22 protein-coding genes and 1 tRNA gene are annotated in these 23,041 nt (G+C 65.5%); 9 read left to right on the top strand and 14 right to left on the bottom strand.

Going from position 1 to position 23,041, the window contains the following annotated elements:
• Positions 1-151: 151 nt before the first annotated feature.
• Positions 152-460 (bottom strand): hypothetical protein, encoded by a 309-nt coding sequence (locus BXA03_RS23185; protein ID WP_076511542.1) that lies wholly within the window; start codon positions 458-460, stop codon positions 152-154.
• Positions 461-635: 175 nt separating this feature from the next.
• Between BXA03_RS23185 and secA the strand changes: the two genes are divergently transcribed.
• The 4 genes from secA (at position 636) to BXA03_RS23165 (ending at position 6,096) form a co-directional block, all read left to right on the top strand.
• Entirely contained in the window at positions 636-3,410 is a 2,775-nt protein-coding gene (gene secA, locus BXA03_RS23180) for a preprotein translocase subunit SecA (protein WP_076511541.1), read from the top strand.
• 103 nt (positions 3,411-3,513) lie between these two features.
• Positions 3,514-4,740, top strand: a complete 1,227-nt coding sequence (gene argJ, locus BXA03_RS23175) for a bifunctional glutamate N-acetyltransferase/amino-acid acetyltransferase ArgJ (protein ID WP_076511540.1) — start codon at positions 3,514-3,516, stop codon at positions 4,738-4,740.
• A gap of 34 nt (positions 4,741-4,774) precedes the next feature.
• Entirely contained in the window at positions 4,775-5,650 is an 876-nt protein-coding gene (locus BXA03_RS23170) for an ATP-binding protein (protein ID WP_076511539.1), read from the top strand.
• Positions 5,647-6,096 carry an NUDIX domain-containing protein gene (locus tag BXA03_RS23165; RefSeq protein ID WP_076511538.1) on the top strand — a complete coding sequence of 150 codons (450 nt, stop codon included), beginning with the start codon at positions 5,647-5,649 and terminating at the stop codon, positions 6,094-6,096. The genes BXA03_RS23170 and BXA03_RS23165 overlap by 4 nt, the downstream gene beginning before the upstream one ends.
• Before the next feature lie 80 nt (positions 6,097-6,176).
• On the opposite strand, the gene BXA03_RS23160 is transcribed toward BXA03_RS23165, so the two are convergent.
• The 11 genes from BXA03_RS23160 to BXA03_RS23110 form a co-directional block, all read right to left on the bottom strand.
• Positions 6,177-6,395 (bottom strand): DNA gyrase inhibitor YacG, encoded by a 219-nt coding sequence (locus BXA03_RS23160; protein WP_076511537.1) that lies wholly within the window; start codon positions 6,393-6,395, stop codon positions 6,177-6,179.
• Between the two features lie 20 nt (positions 6,396-6,415).
• Complete coding sequence (gene zapD / locus BXA03_RS23155; RefSeq protein WP_076511536.1) at positions 6,416-7,171, bottom strand: cell division protein ZapD; 756 nt, start codon at positions 7,169-7,171, stop codon at positions 6,416-6,418.
• A gap of 70 nt (positions 7,172-7,241) precedes the next feature.
• Entirely contained in the window at positions 7,242-8,246 is a 1,005-nt protein-coding gene (locus tag BXA03_RS23150) for an alginate O-acetyltransferase AlgX-related protein (protein ID WP_076511535.1), read from the bottom strand.
• Between the two features lie 8 nt (positions 8,247-8,254).
• Positions 8,255-9,274, bottom strand: a complete 1,020-nt coding sequence (locus tag BXA03_RS23145; RefSeq protein WP_076511534.1) for an alginate O-acetyltransferase AlgX-related protein — start codon at positions 9,272-9,274, stop codon at positions 8,255-8,257.
• Between the two features lie 13 nt (positions 9,275-9,287).
• Positions 9,288-10,778 carry an MBOAT family O-acyltransferase gene (locus BXA03_RS23140; protein ID WP_076511533.1) on the bottom strand — a complete coding sequence of 497 codons (1,491 nt, stop codon included), beginning with the start codon at positions 10,776-10,778 and terminating at the stop codon, positions 9,288-9,290.
• A 114-nt stretch (positions 10,779-10,892) separates the two neighbouring features.
• Positions 10,893-11,498 carry a dephospho-CoA kinase gene (gene coaE, locus BXA03_RS23135; RefSeq protein ID WP_076511532.1) on the bottom strand — a complete coding sequence of 202 codons (606 nt, stop codon included), beginning with the start codon at positions 11,496-11,498 and terminating at the stop codon, positions 10,893-10,895.
• A gap of 6 nt (positions 11,499-11,504) precedes the next feature.
• Complete coding sequence (locus BXA03_RS23130) at positions 11,505-12,458, bottom strand: prepilin peptidase (RefSeq protein WP_076511531.1); 954 nt, start codon at positions 12,456-12,458, stop codon at positions 11,505-11,507.
• Positions 12,458-13,696: a type II secretion system F family protein gene (locus tag BXA03_RS23125; protein ID WP_076511530.1), complete on the bottom strand. Its 1,239-nt coding sequence runs from the start codon at positions 13,694-13,696 to the stop codon at positions 12,458-12,460. Before BXA03_RS23125 ends, BXA03_RS23130 begins: the two co-directional genes overlap by 1 nt.
• A 28-nt stretch (positions 13,697-13,724) precedes the next feature.
• On the bottom strand, positions 13,725-15,458 hold the full coding sequence (pilB, locus tag BXA03_RS23120) for a type IV-A pilus assembly ATPase PilB (RefSeq protein ID WP_076511529.1): 1,734 nt from the start codon (positions 15,456-15,458) through the stop codon (positions 13,725-13,727).
• 181 nt (positions 15,459-15,639) lie between these two features.
• A tRNA-Pro gene (locus BXA03_RS23115) sits at positions 15,640-15,716 on the bottom strand.
• 26 nt (positions 15,717-15,742) lie between these two features.
• Positions 15,743-16,672 carry a polyprenyl synthetase family protein gene (locus tag BXA03_RS23110; protein WP_083716311.1) on the bottom strand — a complete coding sequence of 310 codons (930 nt, stop codon included), beginning with the start codon at positions 16,670-16,672 and terminating at the stop codon, positions 15,743-15,745.
• Positions 16,673-16,909: 237 nt separating this feature from the next.
• Here BXA03_RS23110 and rplU point away from each other — a divergent pair, with 237 nt between their 5' ends.
• From rplU to proB, 4 genes are all read left to right on the top strand, one after another.
• Entirely contained in the window at positions 16,910-17,221 is a 312-nt protein-coding gene (gene rplU / locus BXA03_RS23105) for a 50S ribosomal protein L21 (protein WP_017761189.1), read from the top strand.
• An 18-nt stretch (positions 17,222-17,239) separates the two neighbouring features.
• The gene (gene rpmA / locus BXA03_RS23100) at positions 17,240-17,497 is read left to right on the top strand and encodes a 50S ribosomal protein L27 (RefSeq protein ID WP_017761188.1); all 258 of its coding nucleotides are present in this window, start codon (positions 17,240-17,242) and stop codon (positions 17,495-17,497) included.
• Positions 17,498-17,586: 89 nt separating this feature from the next.
• A complete protein-coding gene (gene cgtA, locus BXA03_RS23095; protein ID WP_076511527.1) occupies positions 17,587-18,654 on the top strand; it encodes an Obg family GTPase CgtA in 1,068 nt (355 codons plus the stop codon).
• 54 nt (positions 18,655-18,708) lie between these two features.
• The gene (gene proB, locus BXA03_RS23090) at positions 18,709-19,842 is read left to right on the top strand and encodes a glutamate 5-kinase (RefSeq protein ID WP_076511526.1); all 1,134 of its coding nucleotides are present in this window, start codon (positions 18,709-18,711) and stop codon (positions 19,840-19,842) included.
• Positions 19,843-19,945: 103 nt separating this feature from the next.
• Here proB and BXA03_RS23085 read toward each other — a convergent pair whose 3' ends face one another.
• Both BXA03_RS23085 and BXA03_RS23080 read right to left on the bottom strand, forming a co-directional pair.
• The gene (locus BXA03_RS23085; protein ID WP_076511525.1) at positions 19,946-20,422 is read right to left on the bottom strand and encodes a CNP1-like family protein; all 477 of its coding nucleotides are present in this window, start codon (positions 20,420-20,422) and stop codon (positions 19,946-19,948) included.
• 40 nt (positions 20,423-20,462) lie between these two features.
• Positions 20,463-21,128 (bottom strand): RNA pyrophosphohydrolase, encoded by a 666-nt coding sequence (locus BXA03_RS23080; RefSeq protein WP_076511524.1) that lies wholly within the window; start codon positions 21,126-21,128, stop codon positions 20,463-20,465.
• Positions 21,129-21,269: 141 nt separating this feature from the next.
• On the opposite strand from BXA03_RS23080, the gene BXA03_RS23075 reads away from it, so the two are divergent.
• Entirely contained in the window at positions 21,270-23,012 is a 1,743-nt protein-coding gene (locus BXA03_RS23075) for a proline--tRNA ligase (RefSeq protein WP_076511523.1), read from the top strand.
• The last annotated feature ends 29 nt before the right edge of the window (positions 23,013-23,041 follow it).

Here is a 23,041-nt window from a genome sequence, read left to right as displayed (position 1 = left end):
ACACGGCCCTTGAATCCCGTTTTTTCGCAGACCGGACAGCCTGGACTGTGGTGGAACTGAAGCTGACCCTCCACGCCGTAGCGTTCGGTCCACCGTTCCAGAAGCGTGTTCCGGTCCTCGACCCCGTGAGCGTTGCATCGATGAAATGAGCTTACGACCCAGCGCTCGAGATCTTGATGCGAATGGTCGTTGTCTCCCAGCCCTTGCTTCGCAGGTGTGCCTGCAGCATCGGCGTCATCTGGCGTAACTTCGCTGCTGCGGCATTGCCACGGACGATCAGACACCAGGAGCCGTGCTCGACAGGTCCTGCCTGAAGGCCCGAGAACATCGCGGGTGGAATGAGCGGCTGGATGGCCTTCAGCCGCAACTGACTGTCGCGGACCCTAGACATCAGCCCGGACAAGGCCGGCGAGTCTTCGGTGGCTTGAAGCAAGGAGATTGCTTGGGAACGTCGGTTCATGGACAGGCTCTAAAATGCCCTGTTCACCGGCTTGGGCTGGTGAGGCATGTCGGGGAAGGTACGGTGGGTCTTCTGCTTGGAAGGTCTTCCGATGCCCCCAACTCAACCACTATCTTAGGCTTTCCGACCCGCCGTCTTCCGAGTCCGCTCGAAGCGCGCGCCGATCCAGCATCCAATGGCCACGAACTTCCTCACCCGCCTATTCGGCAGCCGCAACGACCGCCTCCTGAAGCAGTTTCGAAAGAACGCAGAGCGCGTCAATGCGCTCGAGCCGCAGTTCGAGAAGCTTGACGACGACGCGCTGCGTGGCAAGACGCAGGAGTTCAGGGATCGTCTGGCAAAGGGCGAAACGCTGGACGACCTGTTGCCGGAGGCCTTCGCCACGGTGCGGGAAGCATCGAAGCGCGTGATGAAGATGCGGCACTTCGATGTGCAGCTCATCGGTGGCATGGCGTTGCATCAAGGCAAGATCGCCGAAATGCGCACGGGGGAAGGCAAGACGCTCACGGCGACGTTGCCGGTCTACCTCAATGCACTCACTGGCAAGGGTGTGCATGTAGTCACGGTGAACGACTACCTGGCCAGCCGCGATGCGACGTGGATGGGTCGCCTCTACAACTTCCTCGGACTGACGGTGGGTATCAACCTGCCGAACATGCCCAAGGAAGAGAAGCAGGAAGCGTACGGCTCCGACATCACCTACGGAACCAACAACGAATACGGCTTCGACTACCTGCGCGACAACATGGTCTATGAGCCGGCTGATCGTGTGCAGCGTGGCCTGAACTACGCGATCGTCGACGAGGTGGACTCCATCCTCATCGATGAAGCGCGCACGCCGCTGATCATCAGTGGCCAGGCCGAGGACCATACGCAGATGTACCTGGCGATCAACCAGGTTGCTCCGTTGCTGACCCGTCAGGAGGGTGAGGAGGACCCGCGCACCGGAGAAGGCATCACCAAGCCGGGCGACTTCACCGTGGACGAAAAGGCGCATCAAATCTTCCTCACCGAAGACGGCCACGAGAAAGCCGAACAACTGATGAGCCAGGCCGGTCTCCTGCCTGAAGGTGCGTCGCTCTACGACCCCGCGAACATCACGTTGATGCATCACCTGAATGCGGCGCTGCGGGCACGACACCTTTACCACCGCGACCAGCATTACGTGGTGCAGGACGGTGAGGTGGTCATCGTCGATGAATTCACCGGCCGTCTGATGAGCGGCCGGCGCTGGAGCGACGGCCTGCACCAGGCCGTGGAAGCCAAGGAGGGTGTGGAGATCCAGGCCGAGAACCAGACGCTGGCCTCCATCACCTTCCAGAACTACTTCCGCCTCTACGGCAAGCTTGCCGGCATGACCGGCACCGCTGACACCGAGGCCTACGAGTTCCAGGAGATCTACGGGCTCGAGACGGTCATCATCCCTCCCAACCGGCCCAGCAAGCGCGACGACCAGCTGGATCGCGTCTACAAGACCACGCGCGAGAAGTACGAGGCGGCCATCGCCGACATCCGCGAGTGCTACGAGCGCGGCCAGCCGGTGCTGGTGGGCACGTCGTCGATCGAGAACTCTGAAATCATCTCTGGCCTGCTGACCCAGGCGGACCTGCCGCATCAGGTGCTCAACGCCAAGCAGCATGCTCGCGAAGCCGACATCATTGCCCAGGCTGGCCGGCCCAAGATGATCACCATCGCCACCAACATGGCGGGCCGCGGCACAGACATCGTGCTGGGCGGCAATGTGGAGAAGCTGGTCGAGGCGGTAGAGGTCGACGAATCGCTGGATGCCGCCGCCAAGCAGGCGCGCATGGACGAATTGCGCGAGGCCTGGAAGAAGGAGCACGAGTTCGTGCGCTCGCTGGGCGGCCTGCGCATCATTGCGACGGAGCGCCATGAGTCCCGCCGCATCGACAATCAGTTGCGCGGCCGTTCGGGCCGCCAGGGCGATCCCGGCTCCTCGCGCTTCTACCTCAGCCTGGACGATCAGCTGATGCGCATCTTCGCAGGTGACCGCGTGCGTGCCATCATGGACCGGCTGAAGATGCCTGACGGTGAGGCCATCGAGGCCGGCATCGTCACCCGCAGCATCGAGAGCGCACAGCGCAAGGTCGAGGCGCGCAACTTCGACGTGCGCAAGCAACTGCTCGAATACGACGACGTCGCCAATGACCAGCGCAAGGTCATCTATCAGCAGCGCAACGAGATCCTGGATGCCGTTGAACTCGCAGCGCAGATCGATGCGTTGCGCGAAGGCTGCTTCACCGATCTGGTCCGCCAGTATGTGCCGGCCGAGTCGGTGGAAGAACAGTGGGACCTGTCGGGCCTGGAGCGTGCCCTGGCGGCTGACTGGGGCCTGGAGTTGCCACTGGTGCAGGAAGTCGAAGGCGCCGCGGCCATGACCGACGAGGACGTCGTCGAGCGCGTGGTCAAGGCCGCGAACGAGGCCTATGAAGCCAAGGTCGCTCTGGTCGGCCGCGAGCAGTTCACCCAGTTCGAGCGCATGGTGCTGCTGCAGGCCATGGACAGCAACTGGCGCGAGCATCTGTCCTCGCTTGACTACCTGCGCCAGGGCATCCATTTGCGCGGCTACGCGCAAAAGCAGCCCAAGCAGGAATACAAGCGCGAGGCCTTCGAACTCTTCGGCCAGCTGCTCGACACCGTCAAGAACGAAGTGACGCGGCAGCTGATGCTGGTGCGCATCCAGTCGGCCGAGCAGATCGAGCAGGCGGCCGACGACATGGAAAGCCGCGCCGAGGCCATCTCCAACATCACCTACACCGCGCCGACGGAGACCGGTGAACCCGAGGTTCGAAGCACTGCGGCCGCCAGCCCGACGGCAGCCGCTGCAGCCGTGGCCGCTGCCGTTGCCGCCGGCCGTGTGGGTCGCAACGATCCCTGCCCCTGCGGCAGCGGCAAGAAGTACAAGCAGTGCCACGGCAAGCTGAGCTGATCGCCGGCTGAGCCTTTGCCCCTGCGACGCCCCGGCGTCGGCCGCCAACGGTAGGCCGCCGGAGCGTTGCACAACCCGCGTCCGAGAATTTTCAGGAATCCCCATGCCCGTGAACCTGACCGCCCCCGATCCCGCCCAACTGCACCCGGTGCCGGGTGTGCGCATCGGCGTCACCGAAGCCGGCGTGCGCAAGGCCAATCGGAAGGACCTGACCGTGTTCCTGCTCGACGAGGGCAGCGCCGTCGGCGGCGTGTTCACGCAGAACCGCTTCTGTGCTGCGCCGGTGCAGGTCTGCCGGGAGCATCTGGCCGCAGGCTTCGGCGTCCGCGCGCTGGTCATCAATACTGGCAATGCCAACGCCGGCACGGGTGAAGACGGGCTGGTGCGTGCCCGCTCCACCTGCATCGCCCTGGCTCGCCTGCTGGAAGTGGCGCCGGAGCAGATCCTGCCCTTCTCCACCGGCGTGATCATGGAGACGCTGCCCAATGACCGTATCGCCGCCGGCTTGCCTGCCGCGCTGGACGACACGTCGGAAGCGCACTGGGGCCTCGCCGCCGAGGGCATCATGACCACCGACACCGTGCCCAAGGCCTTCAGCCGCCAGGTGACGCTGGGCGGCGCGAAGGTCACCATCACCGGCATCAGCAAGGGGGCCGGCATGATCCGCCCGAACATGGCGACCATGCTGGGCTTCCTGGCCACCGACGCGCGCATTGCGCAGGCGCTTCTGCAGCCGCTGGCCCGCACGCTGGCCGAAGGCTCCTTCAACCGCGTCACCATCGACGGCGACACCTCCACCAACGATTCGTTCGTTGTCATCGCCACGGGCAAGACCGGCCCCGCCATCGACTCGCTGGACAGCGCCGACGGTCAGGCCCTGCTGACGGCCATGCAGGCGGTTGCGCGCGACCTGGCGCAGGCCATCGTGCGTGACGGCGAGGGTGCGACCAAGTTCATCACCGTGCAGGTGGAAGGCGGCCGCGACGCCGCCGAATGCCGGCAGGCGGCCTATGCCGTGGCCCATTCGCCGCTGGTCAAGACCGCTTTCTTCGCCAGCGACCCGAACCTGGGCCGAATCCTTGCGGCCGTGGGCTATGCCGGCATCGCAGACCTGGATCAGACGCGCATCGAGCTGCACCTGGACGATGTCCACGTGGTGACCCGCGGCGGTCGCCATCCCGACTACCGCGAAGAAGACGGCCAGCGCGTGATGAAGAAGAGCGAAATCGTCGTGCGCATCGGCCTCGGCCGTGGCGAGGCCAGCGACACGGTCTGGACCTGCGACCTCAGCCACGACTACGTCTCCATCAACGCGGACTACCGCTCCTGAGAAGGCGCGGGCCCCGCGCCCGCCGCATGCCGCCATGAACGAGAAATTCGAGCGCCTGATCGAACGGGCCGAGCAACTGATCGACCGCATCGAGTCCGTCCTGCCTCAGCCGCTGGGCGCGCCGTCCGACTGGAACGCCGCCATCGCCTGGCGTTACCGTCGGCGCAGCTCCGGCCATGGCCGGCTCGAGCCGGTGCGCCATGTGGCGGCGATGGCGCTCTCCGATCTCAAGGAGATCGATGGGCAGAAAGAAAAGATCGAGCGCAACACCCGCCAGTTCATCGAGGGCCGGCCGGCCAACAACGTGCTGCTGACCGGCGCGCGCGGCACGGGCAAGTCCTCGCTGGTGCGGGCCTGCCTGCATGAGTTCGCGCCGCAGGGCTTGCGTCTGATCGAGGTCGACAAGGCGGACCTGACCGACCTGCCCGACATCGTGGAGGTCGTCTCCGGCCGGCCCGAGAAGTTCATCATCTTCAGCGACGACCTGAGCTTCGACGAGGGCGAGCCGGGCTACAAGGCGCTCAAGTCCATCCTCGACGGCTCGGTGGCCGCGGCGACGCCCAATGTGCTGATCTACGCGACCAGCAACCGGCGCCACTTGCTGCCCGAGTACATGAAGGAGAACCTCAGCTACACGCACACGGAGGATGGCGAGGTGCATCCCGGCGAGGTGGTGGAAGAGAAGATCTCGCTGTCCGAGCGCTTCGGCCTGTGGGTGAGCTTCTATCCCTTCTCGCAGGCCGAGTACCTGGCGATCGTGGCGCAGTGGCTGTCCTCCTTCGGGCTCGATGCTGCCGCCATCGATTCGGCGCGGCCCCAGGCCCTGGTGTGGGCCCTGGAGCGCGGCTCGCGCAGTGGTCGCGTGGCCTACCAGTTCTCCCGCGACTTCGCGGGGCGGATGGCGGCATGACGGAGGCCGCGCCCTCCAACGCGCTGCGCAAGCACACCGAGGTGGCCGTCGGCGTGCTCATCGGGCCGGACGCGGCGCTGCTGCTGTCCACGCGGCCGGAAGGCAAGCCCTATGCGGGCTACTGGGAGTTCCCGGGCGGCAAGATCGAAGCCGGCGAAACGGTCGAAGAGGCGCTGCGCCGCGAACTGCAAGAGGAGCTCGGCATCACCATCGAAGGTGCCGAGGTCTGGCGCGTGACCGAGCACGACTACCCGCATGCGTTGGTGCGGCTCCATTGGTGCAAGGTGTACCGCTGGCGCGGCGAGTTCGAGATGCGCGAAGGTCAGACGATGTGCTGGCAGCAGTTGCCGCTCGCGGTGACGCCGGTGCTGCCCGGGGCCATGCCGGTGCTGCAGTGGCTGGCGGAAGAACGCGGCGTGGCGGGCCCTGTGCTCGCCAGCGGCTGAATGGGCAGCTGCGCCGCGCATCCGACCCTGACTTCGCCCCGTGCCGAGCAAGGCACTGTGCGCGGCCAGGCAGCTTGAGCTCAGCTCTGCAGACGCGGATCGCCGAAGGGCTCGTCGTCGGGCGGGGCCTCGGTGGGCATGCGGAACTGTTCGCTGGCCCAAGCGCCCAGGTCGATGCCCTTGCAGCGTGCACTGCAGAAGGGACGGAAGCGGTTCTCGGGCGAATAGACGCTGTCCTCGCCGCAGGCGGGACAAGGCACCAGGCGAACGGCGGGCTTGTTCTTGGGGGCGGAACTCATCGGCGGTCCAGGGCGGCGCATCAGGCGCACAAGGTCAGCTCGAACGGCGCGTCGTCGGTACTGGGTTGCAGGTGGCCCTGCTCGTCCTGGCGCATCAGCCGCACCGACACCATCAGCCGGTTGCCGCTGATTTCGGGCACGACGTTCAACGAAGGATCGATGCGCAGGCGCAGCAGCTGGAAGCTGCGGCTCTGCGGCAGCGTCTGCTGAAACTGACCGCCGGTGGCGATGACGCGATAGGGCATGTCGGCGTCGCGCAGCAGCTTGAGCAGCAGATATACCGCTTCGGCCAGCGGCGAGAGGCTGGTGGCCCAGCGCTGGAGGTCGGCCCGGCGCTCGGCCGGCGCGTGATGCTGCCAAGCATGGTAGGCCGGCAGGTCGAACTCGCAGGTGCCGGCAGGAATGCCGGCGCGGCTGCGGATGCTCATCAGCCATTCGTTGTCGGTGAGCGCTTGGCCGGCCTTGCCCGCGGCGTTGTTGAGCGACTGGAACGCGCGGTCGAGTTGCTCGACAAAGGCGTCGAGCAACGACTCCTGGATCGCAGGATTGCCGCGATAGCCGTTGAAGACAGCCTTCTGCTTGTCGAGATCGCGCAAGGCCTCGGACTTGAGGTCGGCGCGCCCGGCCACGTCCATGATGTCGAACATCGTGAGCAGCGCGAAGTGGTGCTGCAGCGCCGAGTCGGACGGCACCAGTTCGCCCAGGCGTCGGAAGAGGTGTTCGAGCCGAAGGTAGGTCCGGATTCGCTCGTTGAAGGGATATTCGTAGAGGATCACGTCTCTGGGGGGCTCCTTCGCGACATCATAGTTGCCGCGATGTCACATGGCGTGCCCGAATCCCACTGTTTCAGGGCGTCTTGGGCGTGCCCAGCCGGCCTTGCACTTCCTTGAGCATGATGTCGCCCAACGCATACTGGCCATACATGGAGAAATGCGTGTCGTTGGGGAAGTAGAGGTCGCGCACCTGATGCCGGGCCGACTGCGCATAGGCGAACAGATCGGGCCCGAGGCCACCTGCCCGGAAGCGCTCGAGGAATGCGTCCGAATACGACGGGTCCAGATAGACCGTCGTCTTGTTGGGAATGACCATCCACAGGATCGGGATCGTCTGCGACTGCGCGAAGCGCGCCATCTGCTCGAAGGTCTGCGGCGTCAGTGGACCGTTGGTGAGGTCCTCCTTGAAGAAGAGCGCGCGCTCGCACATGTGGTGAGAGAACTGCTTGCAGCCGTCGGGTACGAAGCGCACCTGGGTGTCGTCACCGAACTGCAGGTCGGTGGTCGAGCGGTACACCTCCTTCATGTTTCGATAGGTGATGAGCCCCGTGGTCAGCTTGGCGGCCCAGTTCAGTCCGAGGTGCGGCACGCCGGACAGCGGGTGGATGAACGGCGCTGGCTTCACCTCGGGTGGCTTGCTCATGGTGGCGCAAGCAGCGCCTTTGCGAACACGCTCATCCAGCAGCCGCTCGACGCTTTCGGCAATCACCAGCCGACCGCGGAAGCCCGCCCGCTGAAGCCACTGAGAGAAGTCGCCGCACAGATAGCCGACCTGCCCCCAGTAGAGGGTCGAGACCTTGTAGCCCGCGCGGACCAACGTGGACTGCCAGTACAGCGTCATCGAGAAGCTGTCGCCCACCACCACGATATCGGCTTCGTTCAGGGGCGAGGACTTGAGCGTCTCAGCCGGCGGGGCGGGCGGGGCCGGCTGCTGCCAGCCGAATTCCGCATCCGACAGACGGCCGATGCGCGTCAGGTCGCCATAGGGCACCGGCGTGAACAGCGTCAGCACCAGCATGGCGCTGACGATCACGAAACCGACGAGGAAGGTGCGAAGCCAGATCGCTGCGTAGTTCATGAACGCTATCAGGGAAGGGGTTCCAGTCCGGCCGCCCGGACGGCGTCGACCATGCGGTTGCCGAAATAGAGCTGGCCCTGCATCGACCAGTGCGTGTCGTTGGGCCAGTAGAGGTCGATGATGCGCAGGCGCTGTTCCTGCGCCATGGCGAACAGGTCGGGCCCCACGCCCAGGGCATTGCTGCGGCCCACGAAGGCGCCGGCATTGCGGGTGTCGAGGTAGACCGTGGTCTTGTTGGGCACCACCATCCACATCACCTTCACCCCTGCGCGGCGGGCGAAGGCGGCCATGAACTCCGCGTCCTGCGGCTGCAGTTCGCGATTGGTGCGGTCGGCGGTCAGGAACAGGCTCTTGTCGCACACACGGCTGCTGAATTGACGGCAGCCGTCGGCCACCGGGCTCGAGAAGATGTAGTCGCCATAGCGCTCGTGCTCCACATCCACCACGCCGTCGGTCTTCACGATGTGCCGTGTGTTCAGGTACGTGAGCAGCCCCGTCATCAAGGGCGACTCCCAGTTGAGTCGGAAGACGGGTGGCGGCTGGGCGGGGCTCTGCGCGGGCACCGGCAGCGCCTTCAGCGGGCGGCGAACCATCGTCTGGCAGCCTTGGGCCTGTTCCAGGCGCTCGGGCAGCAGGCGTTCGATGCTCTCGAGGATGACCAGCCGGCCCTTGAAGCCGATCGATGCGAGCCACTTCGGAAAGTCGGCGCACAGCGGACCACTGCGGTCCCAGTGTGTGGTCGAGACCTTGTAGCCGGCGGCCACCAGGGGCGATTGCCACGCGTAGTACATCGAGAAGCTGTCGCCGATCACCAGGATGTCGGCATCGGCCGGCGCCCAGCCCTGCACGTGGGCCATGGGGATTTCGGGCGGCGTCGAGCGCCAGCCGAAAGCGTCCTCCGAAACGCGGCCGATGCGCGTCAGGCCGCCCTCGGCCGGCTGTGTGAACAGGGTGATCAGGAACAGCGCGACGATGACCGCGAAACCGGTCATGAACACGCCGAGCCAGATCCGCGCGGGCTTGTGCATCACGGCCGCTTCGTCAGAACTGGAAGTACAGGAAGGGGCTGTAGGTGCCCAGCCGCGAGATCGACAGGCCCAGGAGCACGACCGCCACCGCGGCCGTGCATGCGGTGGCCAGGGCCGCCAGGCGCGGGCGTCCCGCAAGCGCCGGTACCACCGGCACCCAGCGCTGCAGGCTGATCGTGGGCGGCAGGGCCAGGCAGATGAACAGGCCCACGAACATCGTCTGGAAGAACTCGGGCTTGCGGTAGGGAATCGTGAACTCGGAGAAGGCCGACATCGAAACGCCGTTGAGCCCCAGCATGCCCTTGTAGATGTGCACGGCGGTGGTCATGCTGTCCGCGCGGAACACCACCCAGGCGACCATCACGCACAGGAAGGTGAGCAGCCAGCGCAGCGGCAGCATCCACCTGCTCGGCGGCCGGTTGCGTCGCACCTTTGCGTTCCAGAGGTGGTTGATGGTGAGGTAGATGCCGTGCAGCGCGCCCCACAGCACGAAGGTCCAGGCGGCGCCGTGCCACAGGCCACCCAGCAGCATGGTCAGGAAGAGGTTGAGATAGCGCCGCGCCTCGCCCTTGCGATTGCCCCCGAGGGGGATGTAGAGGTAGTCGCGCAGGAAGGTCGACAGCGAGATGTGCCAGCGGCGCCAGAACTCGATGATGCTGGTCGACTTGTAGGGTGAGGCGAAGTTGAGAGGCAGGTTCACGCCCATGCACAGCGAGATGCCTACCGCCATGTCGGAATAGCCCGAGAAGTCGAAATAGATCTGAAGCGTGTATGCCAGCACGCCGAACCATGCGCTGCCCAGCGTGGGAATGGTGCCCCCCTGCACGCCATGGAAGACCATGTCCGCGTACTCGCCCATGCGGTCGGCGATCAGGAGCTTCTTGGCCAGTCCGAAGCTGAAGATGGCCAGGCCCAGCGCGATCTTGTTGGTGTCGACGCGGTAGGTCGCCGGATTGGCGAACTGCGGCATCATCTGCGCGTGGTGCAGCACCGGGCCCGCGATCAGGTGCGGGAAGTAGGTCACGAACAGCACGTAGTGCACAAAGCTGCGCTCGTGCACCTTGCCCTGCCAGCAGTCCACCAGGAAGGCGATCTGCGTGAAGGTGTAGAAGGAGATCCCGATGGGCAGTGCCACATGCAGCAGCGGCAGCGGCGAGATGCCGGCCTCGGCCAGGGCCTCGTTCACGTTGCCCAGGAAGAAGTCCGCGTACTTGAAGACACCCAGCAGCGTGAGGTTGACGGTCAGCGCCAACACCAGCATGCGCTTGCGCGTCCGGTCACTGCGTCCGTCCTGTGGCGTGAGCTGCAGGCCGAACCAGTAGTTCATGCAGATGGAGGCGAGCAGCAGTGGGAGCGCCTTCACGCTCCACCAGCCGTAGAAGAAGAGCGACGCCAGCGCCAGGAAGCCTGCCGCCGCCCGCGTGTTGCGCCATCCGATCAGAAAGAAGCCCGCCAGCACCAGCGGGAAGAAGACGAAGATGAACGCGTAGGAATTGAAGAGCATCGGGAAAAGGCTTCTTGTGCGCCGGTTTCGGCGGGGCCGTGCGAGGTCCTGCGCGTATCTCTGCGTTGTGATGCCCGCCTCAGGGTAGGCAGGTCGCGAAGGATCAACCCCGGATTATCGCAAGCCCGGCCTGACCCAACGCTGCCACAACGACTGGACGCATAGAGCGAGCGCGTCCATGCCGAGTTCCTCGTTGTGGATCACGGCGTCGCCCGCGGCGCGGCGCTGTGCGCGCGAGGCCTGCTGCGCAACCACGGCGCGCACCGTTGGCTCGGGCCAGCCGGAGCGGGCCATCACGCGGCGAACCTGCACGTCTTCGGACGCATCAATGACGAGCACCCGGTCCACCATCGCCCGCCAGCGGCGAGATTCCACCAGCAGCGGAACGTCGAACACCAGCATGGCCACCTCGCCAAGCGCGAGCGCCTGCCGCTCGCATTCCTCGCCGATCAGCGGATGCAGCACGGCTTGCAGTCGTTGGCGAACCGCCGGGTCGGCAAAGGCGAGCTCGCGCATCCTCGCGCGGTCCAGGCTGCCATCGGTGGCCTGCATCATGGGGCCGAAGACTTCGACGATGGTGGGCATGGCGCGCCCGCCGGGTGCCGTGAGCTGTCGGGCGATGGCGTCGGTGTCGACCAGACCCGCGCCGAGCGCCTGCAACTGGGCGGCGACCGTGCTCTTGCCGCTGCCGATGCCGCCGGTGAGGCCGATACGGAGCATGTCGCCTCAGACGCCCAGAGGGAAGGCGAAGGGCAGCCACTCGCGCACCGTGGCGGGCCCGAGGATGAGGCAGAGCAGCCCGGCGCCGGCCAGGAAAGGGCCGAAGGAGATGGGCACATGCCGGTTGGCCACACGGCCTACGAGCAGGAGCACGACGCCCAGCACCGCCCCGACCAGCGAAGACACCAGGATGATCGCCAGCAGGAATGGCGCGCCCAGCCAGGCGCCCAGCGCGGCCAGGAGCTTGAAGTCGCCGAAGCCCATGCCTTCCTTGCCCGTGGCCGCGCGGTAGAGCCGATAAACGATCCAGAGACTGAGATAGCCGAAAACGGCACCCCAGATGGCCGAGGTGGGTGAGACGCCGGTCAGTCCGTACGCCGCGCCCATCATGCCCAGCCACAGCAGCAGGTAGTTCAGCGAGTCCGGCAGCAGTTGCGTGTCCAGGTCGATGACGAACTGACAGACCAGGATCGCCGAGAACGCCGCCCAGAGCGCAGCAGCCGGGGTCAGGCCGAAGCGCCAGCCGCACAGGGCGAACAGTGCACCAGTGACGAGTTCCACGGCCGGGTAACGCAAGCCGATAGGCGTCTTGCAGGAACTGCAGCGACCTCGAAGCACCAGCCAGCTCAGCAGCGGGATGTTTTCATACCATCGGATCGCATGGCCGCAGTGACCGCATCGCGAACCGGGCCGCGCCAGGGTGAGCGGAGGTAGCGCGTCGATCTGCTCGAGCGCCACCTGCGCATCCTGCTCCAGCCGCCCGGGCGGCGTGTGCCCCTTGCCGAAGACGAGTTCCCACAGGCTGGCGATGCCCGGTTGCGGCGTCAGATTGGCGGTGGCGTCGACGAGCCAGCCGCGGTACATCATCCGGGGCAGGCGGTGGATGACCACGTTCAGGAAGCTGCCGATCAAAAGGCCCAGCAGGCCGCCCGCGGCGGCATCCACCAGCGTGGGCGACATCAGACGACCTGACCCAGCTTGAAGATCGGCAGGTACATCGACACGACGATACCGCCGATGACCACGCCCAGGATGACGATGATGATCGGCTCCATCAGGCTGGACAGGCCGGCCACCATGGCATCGACCTCGTCCTCGTAGAAATCGGCCGCCTTGCCCAGCATGTGGTCGATCGAGCCCGACTCTTCTCCGATGGCCGTCATCTGCAGCACCATGGGGGGGAACAGGTTGGCACCCGTCATCGCCGTCGTCAGACTGGTGCCGGTGGACACCTCCTGCTGGATGCGGGTGGTGGCCTTGGCATAGACCGCGTTGCCCGAAGCGCCGCCCACCGAGTCAAGGGCCTCCACCAGGGGCACGCCCGCAGCGAACATGGTCGACAGGGTGCGGGTCCACCGCGCCACGCAGGACTTGTCGATGAGCGAACCGAAGATCGGCACCCGCAGCATCAACCGGTCCATGGCCTCCTGGAATTTTTCGTTGCGCTTCCAGGCCTGCATGAAGAAATAGCCGCCGGCGATCAGCACGCCGAAGATCAGCCACCAATAGCTCACGAAGAACTCGCTCATCGCGATCACGAACAGCGTCGGGGCCGGCAGGTCCGCCCCGAAGGAGGTGAACACCTGCTTGAAGGACGGAATCACGAACAGCATGATGATCGTGACGACGATGAAGGCCACCAGGATCACCGCCGTCGGATACATCAACGCCGACTTGATCTTCGACTTGATGGCCTCCGTCTTCTCCATGTAGATGGCCAGCCGGTCGAGCAGCTCTTCCAAGATGCCCGCTGCCTCGCCCGCCTCGATCAGGTTGCAGTAGAGGCTGTTGAAGTACTTGGGATGCTTGCGGAAGGCGGAGGACAGCGAGGTACCGGTTTCCACGTCGGTGCGAATGTCATTCAGCAGCCGCGCCATGTTTGGGTTGCTGTTGCCGCGGCCCACGATGTCGAAGGCCTGCAACAGCGGAACGCCGGCCTTCATCATGGTGGCCATCTGGCGCGTGAAGACTGCCACGTCGCGCGGCTTGATCGCCTTGCCGGAGCGCAGTCGCCGCTTCTTGATCTTCGTGGTGAGGACGCCCTGGCGCCGCAGTGAGGCCTGGACCTGGTTCTCGCCCAGCGCCCGCATCTCGCCGCGAACGGCCTTGCCGTTGCGGTCGCGGCCTTCCCACTCGTAGAGGTTTTCCTTGGCGGCGGGGGGGCGGGTAGGGCTTCGTTTCTGGGCGGCTGTGGCCATGGCAACTCCGGTGGGCGCGCGTTTGAGTCTATTCGTTGGTGACGCCGAGCACTTCTTCCAGCGAGGTGATGCCCTGCATCACCTTCTGCAGGCCTGAACGGCGCAGCGAGCGCACACCCTCGCGCTCGGCCTGGGCGGCGATCTCGAGCGCACTGCCGTCGCGCAGGATGATCTTCTGGATCTCCTCGGAGATCGGCATGACCTGATAGATGCCGACCCGCCCCTTGTAGCCGCCGCTGCAGGCGGGACAACCCACGGGTCGATAGGGCTTCCAACTGCCGTCGACCTCCTCGCGACGGAAGCCGGCATCCAGTAGGGCCTGCTGCGGCAGGTCGGCGGGCAACTTGCACTGGGGGCACAGGCGCCGCGCCAGCCGCTGTGCGGTGATCAGGATCACGCTCGACGCGATGTTGAACGGCGCGATGCCCATGTTGCGCATCCGCGTCAGCGTGGTGGGCGCGTCGTTCGTGTGGAGGGTGGACAGCACCAGGTGGCCGGTCTGCGCGGCCTTGATGGAGATGTCGGCCGTGTCCAGGTCACGGATCTCGCCGACCATGATGATGTCGGGGTCCTGCCGCAGGAAGGCGCGTAGTGCGGTCGCGAAGGTGAGGCCGGCCTTCTCATTGACATTGACCTGATTGACGCCCGGCAGATTGATTTCCGATGGGTCTTCCGCCGTCGCGATGTTGACTCCGGGCTTGTTCAGCAGATTCAGACAGGTGTAGAGCGACACCGTCTTGCCCGAGCCTGTCGGTCCTGTCACCAGGATCATGCCGTACGGCCGGCCGATGGCCGTGAGCAGGCGCTGCTTTTCGTCCGCGTCGTAGCCGAGGGCATCGATGCCAAGCCGGGCGCTGCTCGGGTCCAGAATTCGTATCACGATCTTCTCGCCGAAGAGCGTCGGCAATGTGCTGACCCGAAAGTCGATCACCCGGTCGGTGCCGATCTTCAACTTCATCCGCCCATCCTGAGGGATGCGCTTTTCAGAGATGTCCAGTTTGGAGATCACCTTGATGCGCGAAGCCAGCTTGTCCTTGATGGCCACCGGCGGACTGGCGATCTCGCGCAGTTCGCCGTCGACGCGAAAGCGCACGCGGTAGTTGTGCTCGTAAGGCTCGAAGTGGATGTCCGAAGCGCGCATCGAAAAGGCGTCGAGGAGCATCTTCTGCAGGAAGCGCACCACCGGGGCGTCCTCGACCTCGGACGATGCAGCGGTCTCCTGCGCTTCGTCGGGCTCGCCGACCAGCTCTTCATATTCGAAATCGCCGGTGGTGATCTGCTCCAGCGCGTCCGTCGCTGTGGCCGCGCCGGCGTCGACAAGTCGGGACAGCTTGTCGTATTCGGCCACCACCCAGTCGACGCCGAGCTGCGAGGCGAACTTGATCTTCTCGGCCGCCTGCTGGTCGGACGGGTCGGCAGTCGCCACCACGAGCCGGTTGCCGCGCTTGGCCAGCACCACGATGCGATACGACTGGCACAGGCGCAGGTCCAGCAGGCCTTTGGGCAGGCGCAGCGGATCGACAGCACTCAGATCGACCAACGGCGTTGAGAAGGTGCTCGCCAGAACGTGTGCCAGTTCGTGGGGCGACACCTGTCCCGTGCCCGTCAGTTCGGCAATGAAACTGGTGCGCGACCCGACCGAGCGTTGGTAGACCTGCTCTGCGGCGGGATGGTCCAGAATGCCAGCCGACACAAGCGCGCGCGCGAGGCCGGGCAGCGCAACGGAGCCGGTGTCACGAAACAGGGGGTCGGCGACAGCCATGCGTCGGTGGAAAGGGGTGTGCGGTGCAAACCGTGAGCCAGAGTGGCAATGTACCCTGGTTGCACAAAAACACATTGTGCAACATTGTGTTGCCCCACAAGGACCCGTATTTCGGGCCAGGCCAACAAAAAAGCCCCACATCGCGGGGCTTGTGCTTTCGCCATTTGGGCGAAAGAAAATCTGGTCGGGGTGAGAGGATTCGAACCTCCGGCCTCTACGTCCCGAACGTAGCGCTCTACCAGGCTAAGCTACACCCCGATTGATTGTCAGCATTGACGTCGGAATCAAGTCCGGCGCTCAAGCAGCTGAGCCGCTAACTGTAGCATACCTTTCGAGTAAATATTCGTGGGCAGAGCGGCGAGCGCCGAAATCGCGCGTTCGGCTTCCCGGGCTGCAGCGGCGCGTGTGGCTTCAAGCGCGCCCGTGTCGCGAACCACTTGCACCACCTGCGGAAGTTGCGAAACGTCGCCCGTCTCCAGAGCCGTGCGGACGATGGAGGCCTGTGCGGCATTTCCGTGCTTCATGGCGAGGATGAGCGGCAGAGTGGCCTTGCCCTCGCGGAGATCGTCGCCGACGTTCTTGCCGGTTTCGGCAGCGTCACCGGCATAGTCGAGCACATCGTCCACTACCTGGAATGCCGTTCCAATCGCCTGGCCGTATGTGGCGCACGCTTCTTCAAGGTCCGGAGAGGCTCCTGCCAGGATCGCCGCCAGCCGCGTGCTTGCCTCGAAGAGCTTGGCAGTCTTCGAGCGGATCACCTGCAGGTAGGCGCCTTCGTCCAGTGAGGCATCGCCCATGTTCATGAGCTGAAGCACCTCACCTTCCGCGATGACGTTGGTGGCTTCGGCCAGCACGTCCATGACGCGCATGTCCTGTGCGTCCAGCATCATCTGGAAGGCGCGCGAATACAGAAAGTCGCCGACCAGCACGCTGGCTGCATTGCCAAACGACTCATTGGCTGTCGGACGACCACGGCGCAGCGTCGACTCGTCCACCACGTCGTCGTGAAGCAGCGTCGCGGTGTGAATGAACTCGACCACCGCCGCCAGATTGAAATGTTGAGTGCCTTCGTACCCAAGCGCTCGGCTCATGAGGAGTAGCAGTACGGGGCGCAGCCGCTTTCCGCCAGCAGCAATGATGTAGCGAGAAACCTGGCTCACCAAAGGTACACCCGTGGACAGCCGGGCATCGATGACTCGGTCGACCTCGCCCATGTCGCCGGCCACGAGGTCGAGCGCTGCAAAGGTCGGCGGGGGTGGGCTGGCGGTGGTGGAAGACAAGAGAGAAGGCGCGAGGCGTGGTGATCGGTCAAACGAGCATCGCAAATTATAGGGAAGCGTCGCGTACGCATCTCTCAGCCAGATCGGCGTCGATGCGATACGGCGCTTGTCGTGCTATCATGGAGAGCTTCGCGGAATGAGCCGCGGAGGATCTTTCACAAGAGGTTTCCCATGTACGCGGTCATAAAAACCGGTGGCAAGCAGTATCGCGTTGCCCCCGGCGAGAAAATTAAGGTAGAACAGATTGCTGCGGACGTTGGCCAGGAAATCGTGATCGACCAAGTGCTTGCCGTCAGCGACGGCAGCGCGATCAAGGTCGGCACGCCCCTGGTGTCCGGCGCCACGGTGACGGCCACTGTGCTGTCCCACGGCAAGCATGACAAGGTACGCATCTTCAAGCTGCGTCGCCGTAAGCATTATCAAAAGCGTCAAGGCCACCGCCAGCAGTTCACCGAGCTGCAGATCGGTGCGATTGCCGGCTAAGCCCAGGAGCAGGACACCATGGCACAGAAAAAAGGCGGCGGCTCTACGCGTAACGGGCGCGATTCCAAGCCCAAGATGCTCGGCGTGAAGGCCTTCGGTGGCCAAGTGATCAGCGCCGGTTCGATCATCGTGCGTCAGCGCGGCACGCGCCTGCACGCCGGTGACAACGTGGGTGTGGGCAAGGACCACACTCTGTTTGCGCTGGTCGATGGCCGCGTGTCGTTCGGCATGCGCGGCGCGCTGAACAAGCACGTCGTGAACATCACCCCGGTCTGAGCGGTCTCGCTCTTGCGCGTGAAGCCCCGCTTTGCCGGGGCTTCATCGTTTATGTGCCTCACGGCACGCCTCATTTGTAAACTGCCCTCATGAAGTTCGTCGACGAAGCCTTCATCGACATCGCCGCTGGCGATGGCGGCAACGGCTGCGTGTCGTTCCGCCATGAGAAGTACAAGGAATTCGGTGGCCCCGACGGCGGCGACGGTGGCCGTGGTGGCCACGTCTTCGCGGTGGCCGATCCCAACCTCAACACGCTGGTCGATTACCGGTTCTCGCGTCGGCACGAAGCCAGGCGGGGTCAGCACGGCATGGGGTCCGACATGTTCGGCGCCGCGGGCGACGACGTCACGCTGCGCATGCCGGTCGGCACCATCATCAGCGACGCCGAGACCGGCGAGGTGGTGTGCGAACTGCTCGTGCCCGGCGAGCCCGTCACCATTGCCAAGGGCGGCGATGGCGGCTTCGGCAACCTGCGCTTCAAGTCTTCGATCAACCGCGCACCGCGGCAGAAGACGCCTGGCTGGCCCGGCGAGCGCAAGAGCCTCAAGCTCGAGCTCAAGGTGCTCGCCGACGTGGGCCTGCTGGGCATGCCCAATGCCGGCAAGTCCACGTTGATCAGCGCCGTCTCCAATGCGCGCCCTCGTATCGCCGACTATCCCTTCACGACGCTGCACCCCAATCTGGGCGTGGTGCGTCTGGGTCCGGAACAGAGCTTTGTCATCGCTGACCTGCCCGGGCTGATCGAAGGTGCCTCCGAAGGGGCGGGCCTGGGCCATCTTTTCCTGCGACATCTGCAGCGAACCCGACTGCTGCTGCACGTAGTCGATCTGGCCCCCTTCGACGAGGGCGTGGACCCCGTCGCCCAAGCCAAGGCCATCGTTGGCGAGCTCAAGAAGTACGACAAGGGCCTTCACGACAAGCCGCGCTGGCTGGTGCTCAACAAGCTGGACATGGTCCCGGTCGAAGAGCGCGCCGCACGCGTCAAGGACTTCGTCAAACGCCTGCGCTTCAAGGGACCGGTATTCGAGATCTCCGCCCTCACGCGGGAAGGCTGCGAGCCGCTCATGCAGGCGATCTACCAGCACGTCAAGGCGCAGCAGAAAGCCGAGCAGCCGCCGGAATACATCGATCCGCGCTTCGTCTCGCCCCAGGACTGACCGCCGCTTTCGCCCGCACTCTCCACGGCGCCCGGCGCCGCACGACTCCGTTCCATGACCCGCAACTTCTCGTCCTCCGTCCTGCGCGATGCGCGCCGTCTCGTGGTGAAGGTCGGCTCCAGCCTCGTCACGAACGAGGGGCGGGGGCTGGACGAGCAGGCCATCGGCGAATGGTCGCGCCAGCTCGGCGCGCTGGTGCGCGATGGCCGCGAACTGGTCATGGTGTCGAGCGGAGCGATCGCCGAGGGCATGAAGCGCCTGGGCTGGACCGTCCGCCCCAAGGAGGTTCATGAACTGCAGGCCGCCGCGGCCGTGGGTCAGATGGGCTTGGCCCACATGTATGAGAACAAGCTGCGCGAGAACGGCCTGCGCAGCGCTCAGGTGCTGCTGACGCACGCCGATCTGGCGGACCGCGAGCGCTACCTCAATGCCCGCTCGACCCTGCTGACCTTGCTCGGTCTGGGTGTGTTACCCGTGATCAACGAGAACGACACTGTCGTCAACGACGAGATCAAGTTCGGCGACAACGACACGCTGGGTGCGCTGGTGGCCAATCTGGTGGATGCGGATGCGCTGGTCATCCTGACCGACCAGAAGGGCCTTTACACCGCCGATCCGCGCAAGAACCCCGACGCGACCTTCGTGCACGAGGCCCAGGCCGGCGATCCCGCGCTGGAGCTGATGGCCGGCGGGGCAGGATCCAGCATCGGCCGCGGCGGCATGCTGACCAAGATCCTCGCGGCAAAGCGTGCCGCCGGATCAGGCGCCTCGACGGTCATCGCCTGGGGACGCGAGCCCGACGCGTTGATGCGGCTGGCGCGCGGCGAGGCCATCGGCACCTTGCTGGTGGCCGACACCGCCAAGCATCAGGCCCGCAAGCGTTGGATGGCCGACCACCTGCAACTGCGCGGTGCCGTCGTCGTCGACGAAGGCGCGGCCCGCAAGGTGCGGGGCGAGGGCAAGAGCCTGCTGCCCATCGGCATGACGGCCGTCGAAGGCGACTTTTCGCGGGGCGATGTCATTGCCGTGCGGGATGTGTCCGGCGTCGAACTGGCCCGGGGCCTGGCCAACTACGCCGCAGCGGAAGCGAGGCTGCTGTGCCGCCGCTCGTCCGCGGACATCGAGGGGCTGCTGGGTTATTCGGCCGAGCCCGAGATGATCCACCGCGACAACCTCGTGCTGATGTAGTCGGGCGATCTCGGGGCGCCCTTTGTCCCGCAGAACCAGCAAGGGGGCATGGCCCGTCTTCGCTTCGGTTCAGCAAGCGCCACGGTGCCTTCCGGCGCAGCGCTCAATACGAGAGGACTTCCGGTCGCTTGAGTTCGCGCACCATGTCCGACACGCTCGCGCGCGGCGCGCGTCCGCGGCACAGGGCCTGTCGCGCCAGTTCCGACGTGTAGATCGAGTTGCGCTCATCCAAGCGCTTCCAGTCGGGGTTGTCGGCCATGCGCCACGTGCCGTCGGCCGAGCGTGCGTAGGTCTTGTATTCCGCCGTCGCACAGCGCACGCCCTCGTAGAAGGCATTGACGGCGCTGCCACCTTCGCGCCAACCTAGCACCACGTACCGCACGACGCCGTCCGGCGTGATCGCAATGGTCTGGGGGTCGACGCCGAACTTCAGCGTCATGTAGGCCGGCATTTCGATCTCCAGCGCGCGCCGGAGGTCATAGCTCGGCGGTGGCGGTACCGCCGACTCTTGCCAGTCGGGGTTCTCGAACAGCTGTGCGTGGGCGACGCCCGCCACCAGCGCGGCCGTGGCAACGAGCATCTGCCTGTGCGTCAGAACCGCCAGGAGGCGTCGAGCGAGGCTAAGGGCTTGCAGGCGTCGGACTGTCGGGGTGCGGGGCATGGTCGGTGGCGCTGTTGGGGTCGGGGTCGAAGGACGCCCCCGGCGGCAGTTCGAAAGTGGGCGCCGCAGCAAGAGGCGCATGCGGAGGCCGATCACGATGATCGACCTCTCGGCCACGCATGCTGCCGCGCAGGAAGCGGTTGCGCATGTCGGGCCGCGGCAGGAAGCGGGCCAGTTCGGTCAGCGCCATCTCGTAGACGCCGCGCTTGAACTCGACCACCACGTCCAGCGGAACCCAGTAGTCGTGCCAACGCCAGGCGTCGAACTCGGGATGGTCGGTGGCACGCAGGTTCAGATCCCAGTCGTGCCCTACAAGTTGCAGCAGATACCAGATCTGCTTCTGGCCTTTGTAATGGCCGCGGGCGTCGCGGCGGATGTAGCGGTCGGGCACCTCGTAGCGCAACCAGTCGCGGGTGCGGGCCACGATGCGCACGTGGTCGGGCATCAGGCCGACCTCTTCGTGGAGCTCGCGGTACATGGCCTGCTCGGGTGTCTCGCCCCGATCAATCCCGCCTTGAGGAAACTGCCAGGAGTGGGTGCGGATGCGCTTGCCCCAGAACACCTGGTTTTTCTGGTTGAGCAGGATGATGCCGACGTTGGGCCTGAAGCCGTCCCGGTCAAGCATAATCAAACCCCAATTTTTGAACTGGTTCGATTATGCATAGATCGATGCTGGCCGGGGCTTGACGCCGGCCAGCCCAGTTCCCGGCCCCGCGCCGCGTGCGGCACGCCGCCTTCCTTCCTCCAGCTTCTTGCCCTGCAGTCGATGAAAGCATCCCGTTTCCTGGTGTCCACACTCAAGGAGGCCCCGGCCGACGCCGAAGTGGCCAGCCACCGGCTCATGACCCGTGCCGGCATGATCAAGAAGCTCGGCGCGGGTATCTACACGTACATGCCCATGGGTCTGCGCGTGATCCGCAAGGTGGAGGCCATCGTGCGCGAGGAGATGAACCGCGCCGGCGCCATCGAGATGACCATGCCGGTGGTGCAGCCCGCCGAGCTCTGGCAGGAGACGGGCCGCTTCGACAAGATGGGCCCCGAGCTGCTGCGCATCAAGGACCGGCACGAGCGCGATTTCGTTATCCAGCCCACCAGCGAAGAGGTGGTGACGGACATTGCGCGGCAGGAGATCCGCAGCTACAAGCAGCTGCCCAAGAACTTCTACCAGATCCAGACCAAGTTCCGCGACGAGCGCCGTCCGCGCTTCGGCCTGATGCGTGGGCGCGAATTCATCATGAAGGACGCCTACAGCTTCGACCGCAGCCCCGATGCGGCCAAAGCGAGCTACCAGGTGATGGCCCAGGCCTACCGCCGCATCTTCGACCGCTTCGGCCTGCGCTACCGCGCCGTGGCGGCGGACAGCGGTGCCATCGGTGGCGACCTGAGCGAGGAATTCCAGGTCATCGCCGCCACGGGCGAGGACGCCATCGTCTACTGCCCGGACAGCGACTACGCCGCCAACATGGAGAAGGCGGAGGCGCTGGCGCCCGCCGGCCCGCGCGGCGCGGCGATGCAGCAGATGACCAAGACGCCGACGCCCGGCAAGTCCACCTGCGAGGACGTGGCGGCGCTGCTCGGCGTTCCGCTCTCGACCACCGTGAAGTCACTGGTGCTGGCCACCGACTTGCTCGACGACAAGGGCGCGATCAAGGCCACCCAGGTCTGGCTCCTGCTGCTGCGCGGCGACCACGACATGAACGAAGTCAAGGTCGGCAAGCTGCCTGGCCTGGCCGGCTTCCGATTCGCCACCGTGGGCGAGATCGAGGCCCACTTCGGCTGCAAGCCCGGCTACCTGGGCCCGCTCCAGATGAAGCGGCCAGTCAAGGTCGTGGCCGACCGCGAGGTGGCACTGATGGCCGACTGGATCTGCGGCGCCAACGAGCCCGACTTCCACATCACCGGCGTCAACTGGGGCCGCGACCTGCCCGAGCCCGATCTGGTGGCCGACCTGCGCAATGTCGTCGCGGGCGACCCGTCGCCCGACGGCAAGGGCGTGTTGGCCATCGAGCGCGGCATCGAGGTGGGCCACGTCTTCTACCTGGGCACCAAGTACAGCCAGGCCATGAACGCCACCTTCCTGGAAGAAGACGGCAAGCCGCGTCCGCTGGAGATGGGCTGCTACGGCATCGGCATCACCCGCCTGCCCGCTGCTGCCATCGAGCAGAACCACGACGAGCGCGGGATCATCTGGCCCGACGCGCTGGCGCCTTTCACCGTGGTGCTGTGCCCGATTGGCATGGACCGCAGCGCCGAGGTCAAGGCGGCGGCAGAGGCAATGTATGAGCAACTGCTCGCCGACGGGGTGGACGTGCTGCTCGACGACCGCAACGAGCGCCCCGGCGCCATGTTCGCCGACTGGGAGCTCATCGGCGTGCCGCACCGGCTGGTCATCTCCGACCGCGGCCTGAAGGAAAGGCAGTTCGAGTACCAGCATCGCCGCGACACGGCGGCCACCAAGGTGCCGGCGGCCGAGGCGGCGGCCTTCCTGAAGGGCCGTCTGGCAGTGTGACCCGGCATCCGGCCTCCGCCGACGTGCAG

It is taken from the genome of Pseudacidovorax sp. RU35E (assembly GCF_900156165.1).
Classification (GTDB): domain Bacteria; phylum Pseudomonadota; class Gammaproteobacteria; order Burkholderiales; family Burkholderiaceae_C; genus Xenophilus.
Note: the sequence above shows the minus strand (reverse complement) of the source record. Positions and strands in the feature narration are given on the sequence as shown.